Raw genomic sequence first — 16646 nt, forward strand, 5'->3', positions numbered from 1 at the left:
ACCCTGGCCAACCTGGAACATCACCACTTCAAGTACGCCCTGTTCCGCCAACCCGGCGATGTCCACGTCCACTGCTTCGGCACCGCCACGGCGTCTTTCGCCGACGGCATCAAGACCCAGGACGGCGACGTGTTTGAAATCACCGCCGGTGGTTTCAAGTATGGCCTCAAGAACGAACTCAAGACGGATGCGAAAGAAACCGTCGCTGTCCGCGAGTTGTAAGAACCAGCCATGATCCGGATCGACAAGCGCCAGTTTCTATTAAGCGGAGCGGCCTTGTCGCTCCTTCCTGCCGTCAACGTCCAGGCCGCCCCCGCGCGGCCCAAGGTCGAGCCCTTCCCTTTGGAGGCCGTAACGCTGACGCCATCGATCTGGCAGACAGCTGTTACTACGAACAGCAAGTACCTGAAAACGCTCTCGCCTGAGCGCCTGCTGCATAACTTCTATGTCAGCGCCGGCTTGCCGCCAAAAGGTGCGGTTTATGGCGGCTGGGAAAATATGGGCATCGCTGGCCACACGCTCGGCCACTATCTGACCGCCTGTTCGCTGGCCTATGGCCAGACGCGCGATCCGGACTTCAAGGCGCGCGTCGATCACACCGTCGCCGAAATGGCCGTCATTCAGGCCAAGCACGGCGACGGCTATATCGGCGGCACGACGGTTGACCGTGGCGGCAAGATGGTCGATGGCAAGATCATCTACGAGGAAATTCGCGCCAAAAAGCTCACGTCAAACGGCTTCGACCTCAATGGCGGCTGGGTGCCGATCTATACCTGGCACAAGGTTCACGCCGGCCTGCTCGACGCCCACCGCTACTGCAACAACGCCCAGGCTTTGGATGTTGCCGTCAAGATGTCGGATTACCTGATCGGTGTGCTGGGACCGCTCGACGACGCGCAGATGCAGCAGGTCCTGGCGGCGGAACACGGCGGCCTGAACGAATCCCTGGCCGAAACCTATGCCCGCACCGGCGAAAAGCGCTTCTTGGACCTGTCTCGGCGCATCTACCACAAGGCCATCCTAACGCCGCTCAGCGAACGCCGCGACGAGCTTCAGGGCAAGCACGCCAACACCCAGATTCCGAAACTGATCGGTCTGGCGCGGCTTTATGAGTTGACCGGAGACACCGGCTATCGCGATACGGCATCGTTCTTCTGGGACCGCGTCGTCCACCACCATGCCTATGTCATCGGAGGCAATTCCGAAGGCGAACACTTCGGGGCGCCCGATACACTCAGCCAGCGCATCACCGACAAGACGTGCGAGGCGTGCAACACCTACAATATGCTGAAGCTGACCCGCCACCTCTATGGCTGGCAACCGGACGCCAAGTGGTTCGACTATTACGAGCGCGCCCATCTCAACCACATCATGGCGCATCAGGACCCGGAAACGGGCATGTTCGTCTATTTCATGCCGCTCTATTCAGGCTCGGAACGCGTCTATTCGACGCCGGAGAACAGCTTCTGGTGCTGCGTCGGATCGGGCATCGAAAGCCACGCCAAGCACGGCGACAGCGTGTGGTGGCGGTCGGGCGATACGGCCTTCGTCAACCTGTTCATCCCGTCCGAAGTCAACTGGGCCGAACAGAAGACAAAGCTCAAGCTGGAAACCCAGTTCCCACAAGACGAAACGGTCACCATCCGTGTTACGCCGCAATCGGCGCGCACCTTCGAAATCGCGCTGCGCCTGCCCGGCTGGTGCGATGCGCCGAAGCTCTCGGTTAACGGCAAGGCCGAGACCATCCTACCGCGTGACGGCTATGCCCGCCTACGCCGCAAGTGGAAGGCCGGTGACACCATCACCCTGACCCTGCCGCAGAGCGTCAAGATCGAAGCCCTTCCGGACGCGCCCGGTATCGTCTCTTATATCAAGGGCCCGATGGTCATGGCAGCCGACCTTGGCCCTTCGGGAACGCCCGACCAACCGCGCGCGCCGGTACTGGTCAGCGACAATCCGCTGGGCCTGATCAATGCCGATCTGGTGGTTGCCGCCCAGCCGCAGCCGGTCGCGCTCAAGCCGTTTTACGCCCAGTATCACCGCCGCTCGGCCGTCTATTTCCCGCGCTTTTCGCCAGAACAATGGAAGGTCGAGGAAGCCGCCTACGTGAAGGCCGAGCAGGAACGCACGGCGCTTCAGGCGCGCACGATCGACGTGATGCGCCTGGGCGAAATGCAGCCCGAACGCGACCACGGCTTCGAGACGGATATCGGCGAAGTGACCTCGCGCGCCGGCCGCGCCGGACGTTGGATCATGTGGACCAGCGGCAAGTATTTCGCCTTCGATATGGCAGTCGAGCCCAAGGGGAGCGTGCTTCAGGTCACCTATTGGGGCCAGGACGTCCGCAAGAACTTCGATATCGAAGTCAACGGGGTGAAATTGCTGAATGAAAAGCTGGCCTTCGAGCCAGAGGCGAAGTTCCGCACCGTCGAATACGCCCTGCCGGCAATGGCGTCCGGCAAGGCGCGCATCCGTTTCGTCACGCGTGGCAGCGACATGGCAGTGTTCGAAGCCCGCACCCTCAAGCTTGCCGAGTCAGCGACCAAGGCCTAATCTGAATCTTGCCTGGTCGCGCTTTTCGTCCGAAAACCGCTGCACACTTTTCGGAAAGCGCTTCGGATGACAAATACGCCTCCACTCGTCATCCTCGCCGGTGGCCAAGGCCTGCGCATGGGCGGCAACAAGCCCCTGCATCCGTATGACGGCGGCACGCTGATCGGCGCCGTGATTGCGCGCCTGGAACCGCAGGTGCGCGACATGGCGATCAATGCCGCGGAGCCGGGTTTAAGCGTCTTCGGCCTGCCGCTTCTCTACGACGAACCGGCCCTTGCCGATCTCGGCCCCTTAAGTGGCATTCAAACGGCTTTGAAATGGGCGCGGACGCGCGGTGATACATACGTGATAACCGCGCCGTGCGACATGCCGCGCCTGCCGGAAAACCTTGTATCGCGCCTGATGGCTGTACCGCAGGAAGGGGCGGAGGTCGTATATTTCGCGGGCTCCCGCGACTATCCGCTCTGCGCCCGTTGGAGCGTCGCTATCTTGCCCGATCTCGAAGACGCCTTGCGGGCTGCCGAAGGCGGGCTCGCCGTCATGCGTTTCCTGAGCGGCCGCCGTGTCGTCAAACTTGAGGCCGGCGACGACGGCGCCTTCGTCAACATCAACGCGCCCGAGTCATAGACAGCCCTGCAATCGTTATGTAGATAAGGTACATAACGGAGTATCCGGATGCTGCGCGCTATCCTTGCCGTCTTGCTGGCGTTCATTGCCTTGCCCGCACAGGGTGGCGAGGTCAGCGTCGCCGTCGCCGCCAACTTCACCGAACCGGCCAAGGCGATCGCCGCCGCCTTCGAAAAAAAGACCGGCCACAAGGCCGTCATGAGCTTTGGCCCATCGGGCGCCTTCTACGCCCAGATCCAGCAAGGCGCCCCCTTCGAAGTCTTCCTGTCGGCCGATGCCGAACGCCCGACGCGCCTCGAAGCCGAAGGCTTTGGCGTCGCGAAGACGCGCTTCGTCTACGCCTATGGCGCGCTGGTCCTGTGGAGCGCCAAGCCTGGCTTCATCGATGCCAAGGGCCAGGTGCTGAAGACCGGCACATTCGACCACATCGCCATCGCCGATCCGGCCGCCGCGCCATATGGCACCGCCGCCATCGAGACCATGAAGAAGCTGGCCGTCCACGACGCATTGGGGCCTAAGATCGTCAAGGGCGCCTCGATCGCCCAAGCCTATACTTTCGTCCATACCGGCGCTGCCGAGCTGGGCTTTGTCGCCCTGTCGCAGGTCAAGAACCGTCCTGGCGGCTCACGCTGGATCGTACCCAAATCCTTCTATTCCCCCATCGATCAGCAGGCCATCCTGCTGAAGCCCGGCGCCAATGATCCCGCCGCGCGCGCCTATCTCGACTTCCTGAAAACGCCACAGGCCCGCGCCATCATCACCACCTACGGCTATGAGGTGAAATGACCGGCTGGGAGGTCCTGCTCGACAAGGCTGTATGGCTGACCGCGCAATTGGCGGCAGTAACGACCCTGTGCCTGCTGGTCATCGCCACGCCGATCGCCTGGTGGCTGTCGCGCGGCCGTAGCCTGTTCAAGGACGTCATCGCCGCCATCGTCGCCCTGCCGATCGTCCTGCCGCCGACCGTGCTCGGCTTCTACCTGCTGGTCGCGCTTGGGCCCAACAGCCCGCTGATGGTCCTGCTCCAGCCCTTCGGCGTCCGCACCCTGGCCTTCAGCTTCACCGGTTTGGTCATCGGCTCGATCATCTACAGCCTACCCTTTGCCGTCCAGCCGATCCGCAATGCTTTCGAGGCCATGGGCAAGCGGCCGCTGGAAGCCGCCGCCATGCTGGGTGCCTCACCGCTCGATCGTTTTTTCACCGTCGCCCTGCCCCTTGCGCGACGCGGCTTTATCACGGCGGCGCTGCTGGTTTTCGCCCACACGGTCGGTGAGTTCGGCGTCGTGCTGATGATCGGCGGCGCCATCCCCGGCAAGACCCAGGTCATCTCGATCCGCATCTTTGAGCTGGTCGAACAGCTCGACTACACCTCCGCGCACCGCCTGGCCGGCGGCCTTATGGTCTTCGCCTTTGTCGTCCTGCTGGCCCTGCTGATGATTGACCGCAGCCAAGGCCGGAAGGTGGACGCATGATCGATGTCCGCCTGCATGGCGCGCGCGGCGCCTTTGTCCTCAACGCCGTCTTCAGTGTCCCCGCCGACGGCATTACCGTAGTGCGCGGTTCTTCGGGATCGGGAAAAACCAGCCTGCTGCGCGCCATCGCCGGCCTCGAGCACATGATCGGTCATGTCCGCATCAACAGCGAGCCCTGGCAGGACGGCAAGGTCTTCGTGCCGCCGCACAGACGCCACGCCGGCTACGTCTTTCAGGAAGCGTCCCTGTTTGCGCATCTCGATGTCCGCGGCAATCTCGACTATGCCCGCAAGCGCGCGCCCGCCTCAGCCGACTTCGACGGCGTTGTCGCCGATCTCGACATTGCCCGCCTGCTCGATCGTTCGGTCCACGACCTGTCCGGCGGAGAGCGCCAACGCGTGGCGGTGGCGCGGGCGCTGATGGCCACGCCGAAACTGCTGCTGATGGACGAACCACTGTCGAGCCTCGACCGGGCGGCGCGCGATGGCATCCTGCCGCTGATCAGGCGGTTGGGGCAGAAACTGCCGGTCCTCTATGTCACCCACGATCCAACCGAGGCTAAGGCGCTGGCCGATCGGGTGCTGCGCATGGACAATGGCCAGGTTACTCCGGAAAACCTTTCAAACGGACTGGAAGGCCTGAGCCAGGTCGAAATCGAGCGCCTTGCCCTGGCGGCACTCAGATCAGGCCTTAGTCCACGGCCAGAATGATGTGCGACGCCTTGATCAGGGCCTGAGCCTTCTTGCCGGGCGTGAAGTCGAGCGCCTCAGTCGACTCGTGCGTCACCACGGCCGTCACCGTCTTACCGCTGCCGATATCGAGCGTGACCTCGTCATTGACCGCGCCCGGCACTACCGCGCTGACGACGCCCAGAATGCGATTGCGCGCCGAGATCGGCAGTGGATCGTGCCCGGTCGCCAGAATAACAAAACTCGACTTGATCAGGACAGTGACTGCCCGGCCGACCTTGAGGCCCAGTTCCTCAACGCTTTCACGCGTAACGACGGCAGTCAGTTCGATGCCATCAGCGACCTTGACAGCAACACCGGCATTGACCGCGCCATCGGTCACATGGGTGACGGTTCCGCTCCAGGCATTGCGCGCCGTGGTCTTCATGTTCAGGCGCCGCAACAGGCCGGCAACATCCGCGCCGGCGTTCAAAACGGCATCGATCTTTTCCATCTGGGCGGCAAGGGCGTCTTCGAGGGCCGCATAGGCGTTGATCAGCGCCCTGCCCTCCTCCGTTACCGTTGCCGCGCCGCCCGATTTGCCGCCCGTTTGCGCGACAATCAGCGGCCGCGCCGACAGGTTGTTGAGCGCTTGGACAGCATCCCAGGCGCCCTTGTAGCTTAGACCCGCCGCCTTTGCCGCCGCAGAGATAGAACCAAGCTCACCAATCAACCGCAGAAGCCGGATACGGCCTTCGCCGATCTGCGAGTCGTCGCCTTTGCGGAAATGCAGCAGCGCCTTGAGCGGCAGATCACTCATGGCGTCAGGACGGCAGTTGACTGACTTCGCCCCAGAAATGCACGACCTCGCGCACCGTATTGGCGTACTGGACGCCGTCGAACGGCTTGACGACATAGCCGCTGGCATAGCGTTCGTAGCATTCACGAATGTCGTTGGGCGATTCCGAGCTGGTGAACATGACCACCGGGATCGCGCGGAAGGTCTCGTCCTGCTTGATCGCGCTCAGGAAGGCCTTGCCGTCCATGCGTGGCATATTGATGTCGAGCAGAATGAGGTGCGGTGGCTGCACCGACACGTCCTGCAGCAGCTTGATGGCCTGATCGCCGTTATTGGCCACGGTCAGCCGGCATTGCGGCTTGGCGGTGCGCAGCGCCCGCCGCGTCATCTCGACGTCGCCTTCATTGTCCTCGACCAGAAGAATTTCGAGATCGGTGTACATCTTGCCGGTATCGTTTCCGCTTCAAAGCCCGTGCGATGCGTATCGCGTGATTATGTTCAGAACGGTCGTATCCTACAACCGATACAGTTTTTTACTTGGTTCGGATCACCTGGCTGCACCATACGTCGCACGTTTGTTCTGTCGAGTTGAAAATCACCGCCGCCAACAGCTTTATCTCGCCGGCAGCGTAAAGACGAAGGTGGTGCCTTCGCCTGGGTGGGAGGTGAAGGTGATGTCGCCACCCACCAGGCGCAGGAACTTCTTGCAGGTCGACAGGCCGATCCCGGTGCCGGGATATTCCTCGGCGCGGTGCAGGCGCTGGAAGATCGTAAAGACCCGGTCGGAGAAGGCGGGATCGATGCCGATGCCGTTGTCCTTCACCTCGAAACGCCACATGCTACCGCTGGCCTGCGCTGATATGCTGATCTCCGGCGGCACGGCGCCCTTCTGGAACTTCAGGGCGTTGCCGATCAGGTTCTGGAACAGGATGCGGACCAGCGTCGGACTGGTCTGCAACATCGGCAAGGGACCGGCATAGATGGCCGCGTGCTTTAGCGCGATGACGTCCTCGAATTCACGCAAGGTCTCGGCCAGCACCTGGTTGCAATCGACCTTTTCGGTCCTGACCTCTTCGCGGCCGACGCGCGAAAAGGTCAGGATGTCGCGAATCATCTTCTGCATCCGCACCGCATTGTCACGGATATAGGTGACATACCGTTGGCTGTTGTCGTCGAGAACCGCCGCCGCGTCCTGCTCCAGGAAGCCGGCATAGGTATTCATCATGCGGACGGGTTCCTGCATGTCATGCGAGCAGACATAGGCGAAGCGTTCCAGTTCCTCGTTCGACTGGCGCAGCGTCGCGTTGAGCTTCAGTATCTGCTCGCGCTGGCGGTAGAGGTCGAGATAGACCTTCACCTTGCTCTTCAGGATATCGGGATTGATCGGCTTGAAGATATAGTCGACCGCGCCGATTTCGGCGGCGCGCGTGGCGAAATGATCTTCCTTGCTGATGGCGGTCACGAAGATGATCGGCACGTTTTCCATGTCGGGCCGCGTCTTCATCAGCCGCGCGGTCTCGAAACCATCCATGACCGGCATCTGGACATCGAGAAGCACGATGGCGAAGCTGTGCTTGAGCACCAGCATCAGCGCATCGCTGCCCGATTCGGCGGTCAGGATGGCCGCGCCAAGGGGCCGCAGCAGGGCCGAGGTCGCCATCAGGTTTTCCGGGCGGTCATCGACAATAAGGATTTTCGGCGGCGTTTCGGAAGCCGCCGGCGCATACTCCGTGCGTCCGGTCATGATGGCGCTCATCTGCTTACCGGCCCGATTGCTTGCCGCCTCCAGTCGTGGCCCGCCCGCGTGGGACGACGCAGGCAGGTCGAGACCCTAGATGGCTGCTACTCTGGCGTGAAATCACAAATGTTTTATTACCCGCGCCCAGGTATTCACGCACCCTGGCGAAAGATTTACGCCCCCGCCCTCAGCACACCAATGAGGGTCTGCATGTTTTCGATATAGGTGCCGGTCGAGATGCCGGCGAACGCCTTGTCGGTCACATAGGGTGAGGTATCGCTCGGGTCGCCGACGCGGGTCGTGCGGAAGTCGCCGGCCGCCGGCTCTTTCGGACCGTCGCCGATATAGGGATTGCTGGTCGCCGTCAGGTCGGTCGGCCAGTAGCCTTCTTTCTTCAGAGAGGACACCAGCTTGCCGGCGTCGTCGTGAGCCTTGCTCATGTTCAGGTCCGAAGTTTCGGCAGCCGTCGTGAAATAACGCGGCAGCGGCGTCTTGCCCTTGAGCGGCGAATTTTTGCTGGCTTCAGCCGGCGGCGTGGCCTTCAGCGCCTCATATTCCCTGCGAAGCCTGGCGACATCGAGAACACGGAAGCCGCTATAATGACCCAGCGTATAGGTCGGCTCATAGTCCCAATAGTATTCGCCATTAACAACATTTGAGCCGCGGCGGTGGACATAGATCGCCTTGTTGGTGCCGATCTCGATAAAGGTCGGGTGACGATTCTTCTTGCCGTCGGCGTCGGGCAGACGGACGCTGTCGAGCCAGTCGAGCGCCGCCGGGATGCCGTTGAGATACTTGCTATCGCCCGTCAGGCGATAGAAATTCATCAGCTGCTTGCAGTTGTCATAGGTGGTGTGGGTTGCCAGCGATGGCGGCTCATAGGTACGGGCGCCGGCGGGCTTCAGGTCCAGCGAATGCTGCAAGCCCCATCCCGGCTGCGGCGCGCCCTGTTGGGTCACGATATAGACCGACATGCCGCGCGTGATGGCGTCGAGTACGCGCGTCTCGCCCAGCGCCTGGTAGCACATGATCAGGAACTTAACGTTTTCGGCCGTAACGTCGTCATTGAAGGCGATGTATGAGGTGTAGTCCGGATTGCCGTGGTGCGAAAATTCGTACTTCAGCGGATAGCGCTGCGGCCAGCCGCCGATCGGGTACTGGCTCTCCAGGATGAAGTTGATGACCTTGTCGAGCGCCGGACGGTACTTGGGATCGCGCTTCTCGACATAGATGCGCAGCAGGAGCTGGGCGGCTTCCGAGGTGCCAAGATCGTCGAAGGTCGCATTGCCCCAATAGTGCTGGAATTCTTCCATCCGCCAGGCATTCTTGCCGATGGTGTCGTACCATTTGCGCGTTGAGGCCTCGCCGTCGAAGTCGATGAAGTAGTTCCACCCACCGGTCGGCAACTGGCCCCAGATCAGCGCGTCGGCGACCTTCTCGGCCGCCTGGTAATAGTATTCGTCACCCGTGGCGTGATAGGCGTCCAGGAAGACATGGCCCATGGTCGGCGTGCCTGGCGGCTGGACCCAGATCATGCTGGGATAGGCTTCGAGCTCGCCCCAGCGGCGGGAACCGTCCGGCAGGTAGGACCAGACATAGCCGCCATTGGTCGAGACCTCCTCGACCATATAGCGCGTCGCCGTCTTCATGGTGCGCTCGATGTCCTTGCGGCTGACGGCCTTCTGCGTCCCGGAAGCTTTTGGCGCAGCGGCGGCAAGGGCCGGCATGGCGAAGGCAGCGGCGGCAAAGGCGGCGCTGCCCAGAAGTTGGCGACGATTGTGGCTCATAATCTTGTTCCCTGGTATCGTTCCGGCGATTAATGACACCGGTTTCCAAATAGCATAGGCCCGGCGCTTTGTGTTGGCAAGTTCAACGTCGCAGATCGTCCGGCCTGTCGACATCGCGCAGTACACCGTCCGAATCGCTATCGACGAAACAAACACGATAATGGCCGGACTCGATCAGTGCACGCCCGCCCCGGTCACCTTCAAGACGCAGCAGTCGCGAAAAACAGACAGAGGAAAACAATACCGGATGTCCGGTCTGGCCGTTGTGGCGCGGCGCGGCGATATCGTGCCCGGGAAGCGCCCGCACCACCTGATGGAAGATGCCGTCCGGCAGAAAGGGCATGTCGGCCAGGACGACAAAGACGGCATCGGTGACTGTCAGGCTGGCGATGCCCAGCGCCAGGGACCGCCCCATGCCGTCGTCGGCCAGCGGATTTTCGACGACACGGACACGTGGTGCATCCAGGCGATAGCCAGGGCGAACAACCGCCAAAACCTCATGAAAATCAAAGCCGGACAGGGCATTTAACACATGTTGAAACACGGATTGTCCGTCCAGGTACGCTTTGAGCTTGTCGCCGCCAAAACGGCGGGCACTGCCGGCGGCCAGCAGGACGGCGGACACTCTCACCCTGTCACCGTCCGTCGCCACGCCGACACAATCTGGGCCAGGACGGCGACCGCGATTTCCGGCGGCGTCCGGGCACCGATGTCGAGCCCGATAGGTCCATGGATGCGCGCCAGTTGCTCTCCTGTCGCGCCCATGGCCGCCAGAGCTTCCAACCGCCGTTCATGGACGGGCCGGCTCCCCAGGGCGCCGATGAAGAAGACGCCGCTGTTGAGCGCCCTTCGCAGGACCTCGGCTTCGTAGGTGTGATCGTGGAAGGTCATGGCCAGCGCCGTCCAGTTGTCCAGCACACCGGCGTCGAAATCCTCAGGCCCGGTCATCAGCGTCGCCTGCATGACGCGCAGGACCGCCCTGTCCGGCGTGAAGATGTCCACCGCGATTTCCGTCAGCGCCGCCATCTGCGCCAGAGCAACAGTGATCGGCCCCTGCCCTACAACCGCCAATCGACATTGTGGAACATAGGTTCGAACATAGGGCTTGTCAAAGTCGTAGCGCAGTTCCGCCACGCGCCTGTCGCGCCGCGCGGCCAGCAAGGCGTCCAGCGTCTCATCGGGAAGGTTGACATCAAAATGGACGTGCAGCCCCGAACCGCACGGCAGGACAATGTCCTTGAAGCGCGAACCTTCGCCATAAAGTTCCGTATGGTTCTCTCCGCGCGCCATCGCCGCCATGGCGTCGAGCGCCAGTGCCCGCTCGGCGCAGCCGCCGGTAATGGCGCCGACCGCCCGGCCATCCTCGGCCACCGCCATCTGGCTGCCGAGCGGCCGGGGCGACCGTCCCTCGACCGCGACCAGGGTCAGCAGCGCCGTCCTCAGGCCTTCGTCGCGCCAACGCTTCAGGTCTTCGAGTACGAAGTCCTTATACACCGGGGCATCGACAAGCAGGGGCGCGTTCAAGACTCAGACCTTGCCGCGCGCCGCCTGGATATTTTCCACCGTCAGCGGCAGGCTGCGGATGCGCGCGCCACAGGCGGCGAAGATAGCGTTGGTCACGGCCGGCAGGACCGGCGGCAGGGCTGGCTCGCCCAGGCCAGTCGGTGCGAATTCGCTGAGGTGGAAGTGGACGTCGATCTGCGGCGCCTGCGACATGCGGATCATCGGCACGGCGTCAAAGTTCAGTTCCTGCGCGCTCCCCTTGGCGAAGGTGATCGCCTGCGACAGTTCGCCGATTCCGTCGATGACGCTGCCCTCGACCTGGTTGCGCGCACCCGACGGATTGATAATGGTCGAGCCGACATCGCCCACCACCCAAACCTTGAGCACCCGCCAGTTGCCATCGTCCTCGACCTTGACCTTGGCCACTTCGGCAAAGTGCCCCAGGTGGCAGAAATAGGTGGCAACGCCCATGCCCACGCCTTTGGGCAGCTTGGTCTTGCCCCAACCGGAGCGTTGCGCCACCTGCTCCAGCACCGCCTTGGCGCGCGCGGGATTATAGGTCGACTGGTTGCCCCAATTGTCGCTTGGCCGCGGATCCTTGAGATGCGCCTCCAGCACTTCCAGGCGCGACGCCACCGGATCCTTGCCGGCGGCGTGCGCGATCTCGTCCCAGAAGCTCTCGTGGACGAAGCACATGCCGTTGGATACGGGCGCGCGCAGATAGCCGGTCGGAATGATGGTATCGATCAGGGCCTGCTCATGGCGATAGTTCGGCGCCAGCCCCTGGAAGGCATAGCCTTCCGTCGCCGCGCCCTGTGCCGGCTTGTCGCCCTGGCCGAAGGTGACGGCGCGCGTGTGATAGGCCGTCGTGGCGCCACCGGCGTCAAGCCCGGCGCGCACGACCTGATAGGCGCCCGGACGGAAATAGTCGTAGGCGAGATCGTCTTCGCGCGTCCACACCACCTTGACCGGTCCATTGAGCTTTTTCGCGATCGCCGCCGCTTCGGCCATATAGTCGTTTTCCAGCCGCCGCCCGAAACCGCCACCACACCTCTGCATGTGAACGACGACCTTATCGGCCGCGACGCCTATCGTCTTGCCGACCAGTTCCTTGCCGGAGTTGGGCAGTTGCGTCGGCGCCCAAATCTCCATGCCGCCGTCGGCCGTCGGCTGGGCGGTGCAGTTCTGAGGCTCCATGGGCGCGTGCGGCAGGAACGGCACCTCGTAGGTCGCCTCGGTGACCTTGGCCGCCTTGTCAAAGGCGGCATCGACATCGCCGGTATTCTTGCTGACCGTTCCTTTGCCGGCCAGCAGCGCCTTGGCCTTTTCGGCATAGGTGCCGCTATCGTGAGGCGCGCCATGCGCATCGTCCCAGACGGGCTTGAGAGCCTCACGCGCGGCCTTGGCGTACCACCAGCTCTTGGCGACGATGGCCACGCCGGGGCGCAGACCGTGGAAGTCGCTGCCACCATCGAGTGCGAAAACATCAGTAATGCCCGGCATCGCCTTAACGGCGTCGAAGTCGGCCGACTTCAGCTTGGCGCCGTAGACCGGCGCCTTGACATAGACGGCGTACTTCATGCCAGGCAGGGTCTTGTCGATGCCGAAGATCGGCTCGCCCTTCAGCACCCTGGCGCTGTCGGTACCGCCCTTGGCCTTGCCGATGATCGTATAGTCCTTGGCGTCCTTGAGCTTGACCGTGTTCAGATCCGGCACGGGCAGCTTTGCCGCCGCCCCTGCCAGCGAACCGTAGGTCAGCTTTTTGCCAGACGCCTTGTGGATCACCTGTCCCTTGGATGTCGTAAGGCTGTCCACCGGCACCTTAAGCTGCGCCGCGGCCGCCGCCACCAGCATCGATCGGCCGGCTGCTCCAACCTTGCGATGATTGTCCCAGTTCATCGGCGTCGAAGCGCTGCCACCGGCGAACTGCGCGCCGAAGCGCTTTTCATCGGCCGGCGAGGTTTCGATCTTCACCTGCCCCCAGTCGACGTCCAGTTCCTCGGCGATCAGCATGGGCAGCATGGTCTTGATGCCCTGGCCGATCTCCGGATTCTTGGCCAGGATGGTCACGGTGTTGTCGGGATGAATGGTGATGTAGTTGCCGATCGCCGCGCTCGCGGCGGCCTCGGCGTCCGGCGACAGGCCGAGCATCAGGCCGCCACCGGCGGCGACACCGGCCATAAGGACAAAACGGCGGCTGGGCTGGAAAGACGTATCAGCCATGGCTTAAACCTCCCGCGTATCGGCGGCCGACACGCCGGCCGCGGTCTTGATGGCGGCACGGATGCGGGTATAGGTCGCGCAGCGGCAGACATTGCCATCCATGGCCGCGTCGATCTCGGCATCCGTCGGCTTGGGGGTTTCTTTCAGCAGGGCGACCGCCGACATGATCTGGCCGCTCTGGCAGTAGCCGCACTGCATGACATCGAGGTCCAGCCAGGCGTCACGGACCTTCTGCCCCAGCTTGGTCGCCACAATGCCTTCCAGCGTCGTGACCTCGGCATCGGCAACCGATGTGATCGGCGTGATGCAGGCCCGCATCGGCTGGCCGTCGACATGGACGGTGCAGGCGCCGCATTGGGCGATACCACAGCCGAACTTGGTCCCCTTCAGGTCCAGTTCGTCGCGCAGTACCCACAAAAGCGGCATGTCGTCCGGCACATCGACCGAGCGCGCTACACCGTTGACCTTGACCGTGACCATGCGACCCTCCCAAATTTGTAAGCGAACCCCTTCTTAGCGCAGCTTTTCCGGCAAGCGGCATGACAATTTCGTAATCCATTACATGTGGCAATTTTATCAGTAAAAAATCCAGCAAAGACAAGCCGATCAAGCCTATAGGCACGGCGGCGCGAATGAGGCATAAGAGCGACGCTTAAAACGAGGACAGCAATGCCGACGCCCGAGCCGACAAACGCCGCCGCTCTCACCTCCCATCCGATTTACCTGACCGTCCGGGACTTCGCCGAACGCGCGATGAATGGCGACGACAAGACTCTGCGCTGGGTGCTCGGCGCCCTGGTCCTCGTGCTCGCCTGCTTCAACTTCCTGCGCGACCTGAACAACCCGAACCACGCCTTCTGGGACGAGTCCTATTACCTGACCGCGACCCAGCGCTATGTCGAGGACACGGCGCAATACGCCTCGCACCCCCCGCTTGGTTTCATGTTCATGGACCTGGGTGTGTCCGTCGTCGGCCGCAACGAGAAACTCGATCTGCATCCGCTGGCCATGGAGAAAAAGATCGATACGCGGAAGCTCGCCAAAGGCTATGATTTCACCGGGATACGCCTGCCCGCGGCGATCTTCTCGGTTATCGGCGCCATGCTGTTCTATCTGATCATGCTCAGGCTCTCGAACGAGGCGTTCGACGCCTTCGTCTTCTCGCTGCTCTATCTTTTCGAGAACGCCCTGATCGTCCACTTCCGGGCGGCGCATCTCGATCCTTACCAGTTCACCTTTACCCTGGCCTCCATCTATGTCTGGCTGTTCACCTGGGACCGTGAACCGAAACGGCCCCTGCTCATGTACGGGCTGTTTGGACTGTTCTGCGGCCTCAGCGTCATGGTCAAGGTCAATTCGCTGGTCATGCTGGCCCTGGGCGGGTTCAGCCTCTTGCGCATGCTGTGGATGGACCGGACGCGCGAAACCCTGATCAACGTCCTGAAACGCGGCAGTACGATCGCCGCGTCATTCGCGGCCATCGTGGCGGCCATTTTCGCCCTGCACGTCGTTCTGAACCCGGTCATGCCCGATCCGAAGACCGAATCCGGCCGGCGCGACCTGAACGTCATGCCCAAGACCTACCAGGCATGGCTGAAGGGCGAGGCGCCGCTGACGCCCGGCGTCATCTGGGACGCGACCGCCGGCTATTACAAGTACATGAAGCACGACTTCCAGTACGTGACCAAGAACGAGCCCAATGGCGCCAAGGCCATCCTGTTTCCGTTCATGAACAAGATCATCAACTATCGCTGGGATTTCAATGGCCGCAAGACCGCCTATGTCCAGATGGTCGGCAATCCGGTCAACTGGGGACTTGGGATTGCCGGCATCGTGGCGGCCGCGGGGCTGATCCTGCTCCGGCATGCGCGCAAACGCCCAACGACCGAAAACTCACAAAGCGAAGACACCGACATGGACCTGCTCGAGGTCATGTTCGCCATGTTCATCCTGTTCTGGGGCCTGCACATCTATCTTGGCACCCAGCGCGTGATGTACATCTATCACTATTTCATCGGCCTGGCGCTTAGCTACTTCCTTGTGGCCTTGGCCTTCAAGGTGGTGTCGCGGCGCGTGGCCTTCGTCGCCAAACACCGCTTCACCATACTGTGCGCGACCAGCATCGCCATTGCCGGCAGCTTCCTCTTCTATTCGCCGCTGACCTATCACTACTACCTGTCGCGGAAGGATTGCCAGATGCGCAACTGGCCCGTGACGCTGGTGATCTGTCAGCCAATCAAGAAGAAGACGGCCGCGACGCCGGCTACACCGCTATCGACACCGTCCCCGTAAAGCCGTTGGTGTAATCGCCGGTCAGCGACACGGTCGCCGCCGCCAACTGCGCAGACGTGTCGTCGCCGAAGACATTGTCCGAAGCAAAGGTGATGGCGGCCAGGTTGTTGACGCTCGCGCTATAGCCCGTGGCGTTGTTGTAGACCGACTGGCAGGTTGCACGATCGAAAGCCAACTGGGTAATCTTGACGGCGTTGTTGGCTGTCGTCGCGGTCGACTGGCTGACATAGACCTCGACATGGATGTGCGGCATCCGGCCTGAATAACACGCGGGGAAAATGGTGGTGAAGGTCACCTGGCCGCTGGAATTGGTGACCTGGACACCGCGCAGGTAGTTCTGGTTGGTCACGCCGCTGGAATAGAGCGAATAAAGCCCTGCGCGGTCGCAATGCCATATATAGACGGCATAGTTGGTCAGCGCCGCACAGCCAAGATCAGCGTCCTGAACGTTGATGGTCAGGGTCAGCGGCACGCCCGCCGCGGTGCCTGACATGGAACCGAAGCTCGTGCGAATGTCGCTGCGGACGATGCCGCTCTGGGTCAGGACGTTGACCACATTGCCACTGATGGTGTTGGTGCCGTCCGCCGGATAGGGCCCGTTGGTTTCGGTCGCTGCTTCGGTACATGTGCCCGTCGAACTGCTCGACGACGACGAGGATGAGGACGACGACGAACTGCTGCTGCTTGAGGACGAACTGCTGCTGGAGGACGACGACGACGTGCTGACCGTTGTGCTGGATCCGCTCCCGCCGCCCCCGCACGCCGCCAACGCCGCGCTGGTCGCCGCCCCGCCCATCATCAAAAGCGCGCGGCGGCGCCCCATGACGGCAAGGTCCAGCGACAGGCTGGGCGATTCAGGATGGTCGTGATGATCAGTCATTTTAGCTATTCCCGGCTAACTGGATGGTCGGCGAGGAATAGCCATCGATTGCGGCAAGAATGCCGATATCATTATTTCAATTTTGAAAAATTCATTCCGACATA

15 protein-coding genes and 1 pseudogene are annotated in these 16646 nt (G+C 62.2%); 7 read left to right on the forward strand and 9 right to left on the reverse strand.

Going from position 1 to position 16646, the window contains the following annotated elements; genetic code table 11:
• The 6 genes and pseudogenes from J2X24_RS21330 to J2X24_RS21355 all read left to right on the forward strand — a co-directional run.
• Positions 1-222, forward strand: a pseudogene (locus tag J2X24_RS21330) (AraD1 family protein); the annotation flags it as partial.
• A gap of 9 nt (positions 223-231) precedes the next feature.
• A complete protein-coding gene (locus tag J2X24_RS21335) occupies positions 232-2553 on the forward strand; it encodes a glycoside hydrolase family 127 protein (protein WP_209725959.1) in 2322 nt (773 codons plus the stop codon).
• Between the two features lie 66 nt (positions 2554-2619).
• Positions 2620-3180: a molybdenum cofactor guanylyltransferase gene (gene mobA, locus J2X24_RS21340; protein ID WP_209725961.1), complete on the forward strand. Its 561-nt coding sequence runs from the start codon at positions 2620-2622 to the stop codon at positions 3178-3180.
• Positions 3181-3228: 48 nt separating this feature from the next.
• Positions 3229-3966, forward strand: coding sequence for a molybdate ABC transporter substrate-binding protein (gene modA, locus J2X24_RS21345; RefSeq protein WP_209725963.1), 738 nt, complete (start codon positions 3229-3231; stop codon positions 3964-3966).
• Entirely contained in the window at positions 3963-4652 is a 690-nt protein-coding gene (modB, locus tag J2X24_RS21350) for a molybdate ABC transporter permease subunit (protein WP_209725965.1), read from the forward strand. Before modA ends, modB begins: the two co-directional genes overlap by 4 nt.
• Positions 4649-5362: an ATP-binding cassette domain-containing protein gene (locus J2X24_RS21355; RefSeq protein ID WP_209725967.1), complete on the forward strand. Its 714-nt coding sequence runs from the start codon at positions 4649-4651 to the stop codon at positions 5360-5362. The genes modB and J2X24_RS21355 overlap by 4 nt, the downstream gene beginning before the upstream one ends.
• Here J2X24_RS21355 and J2X24_RS21360 read toward each other — a convergent pair.
• From J2X24_RS21360 to J2X24_RS21395, 8 genes are all read right to left on the reverse strand, one after another.
• Positions 5343-6140, reverse strand: a complete 798-nt coding sequence (locus tag J2X24_RS21360) for a TOBE domain-containing protein (RefSeq protein ID WP_209725969.1) — start codon at positions 6138-6140, stop codon at positions 5343-5345. The genes J2X24_RS21355 and J2X24_RS21360 overlap by 20 nt on opposite strands.
• A 4-nt stretch (positions 6141-6144) precedes the next feature.
• Positions 6145-6561: a response regulator gene (locus J2X24_RS21365; protein ID WP_209725971.1), complete on the reverse strand. Its 417-nt coding sequence runs from the start codon at positions 6559-6561 to the stop codon at positions 6145-6147.
• Positions 6562-6732: 171 nt separating this feature from the next.
• On the reverse strand, positions 6733-7863 hold the full coding sequence (locus tag J2X24_RS21370) for a sensor histidine kinase (RefSeq protein ID WP_209725973.1): 1131 nt from the start codon (positions 7861-7863) through the stop codon (positions 6733-6735).
• A gap of 167 nt (positions 7864-8030) precedes the next feature.
• Positions 8031-9644 carry a pectate lyase gene (locus J2X24_RS21375; RefSeq protein WP_209725975.1) on the reverse strand — a complete coding sequence of 538 codons (1614 nt, stop codon included), beginning with the start codon at positions 9642-9644 and terminating at the stop codon, positions 8031-8033.
• An 82-nt stretch (positions 9645-9726) separates the two neighbouring features.
• Positions 9727-10275, reverse strand: a complete 549-nt coding sequence (locus tag J2X24_RS21380; RefSeq protein ID WP_209725977.1) for a nucleotidyltransferase family protein — start codon at positions 10273-10275, stop codon at positions 9727-9729.
• Entirely contained in the window at positions 10272-11168 is an 897-nt protein-coding gene (locus J2X24_RS21385) for an XdhC family protein (RefSeq protein ID WP_209725979.1), read from the reverse strand. Before J2X24_RS21385 ends, J2X24_RS21380 begins: the two co-directional genes overlap by 4 nt.
• A gap of 3 nt (positions 11169-11171) precedes the next feature.
• On the reverse strand, positions 11172-13370 hold the full coding sequence (locus J2X24_RS21390; RefSeq protein WP_209725981.1) for a xanthine dehydrogenase family protein molybdopterin-binding subunit: 2199 nt from the start codon (positions 13368-13370) through the stop codon (positions 11172-11174).
• 3 nt (positions 13371-13373) lie between these two features.
• Positions 13374-13850, reverse strand: coding sequence for a (2Fe-2S)-binding protein (locus tag J2X24_RS21395; protein ID WP_209725983.1), 477 nt, complete (start codon positions 13848-13850; stop codon positions 13374-13376).
• 189 nt (positions 13851-14039) lie between these two features.
• On the opposite strand from J2X24_RS21395, the gene J2X24_RS21400 reads away from it, so the two are divergent.
• On the forward strand, positions 14040-15662 hold the full coding sequence (locus J2X24_RS21400) for a phospholipid carrier-dependent glycosyltransferase (RefSeq protein WP_209725985.1): 1623 nt from the start codon (positions 14040-14042) through the stop codon (positions 15660-15662).
• Here the strand turns inward: J2X24_RS21400 and J2X24_RS21405 are convergent.
• Positions 15634-16542 (reverse strand): intradiol ring-cleavage dioxygenase, encoded by a 909-nt coding sequence (locus J2X24_RS21405; protein WP_209725987.1) that lies wholly within the window; start codon positions 16540-16542, stop codon positions 15634-15636. The two genes, J2X24_RS21400 and J2X24_RS21405, sit on opposite strands and share 29 nt — an antisense overlap.
• Between the last annotated feature and the right edge of the window lie 104 nt (positions 16543-16646).

The sequence above is a fragment of the Asticcacaulis solisilvae genome (assembly GCF_017875235.1).
Classification (GTDB): domain Bacteria; phylum Pseudomonadota; class Alphaproteobacteria; order Caulobacterales; family Caulobacteraceae; genus Asticcacaulis; species Asticcacaulis solisilvae_A.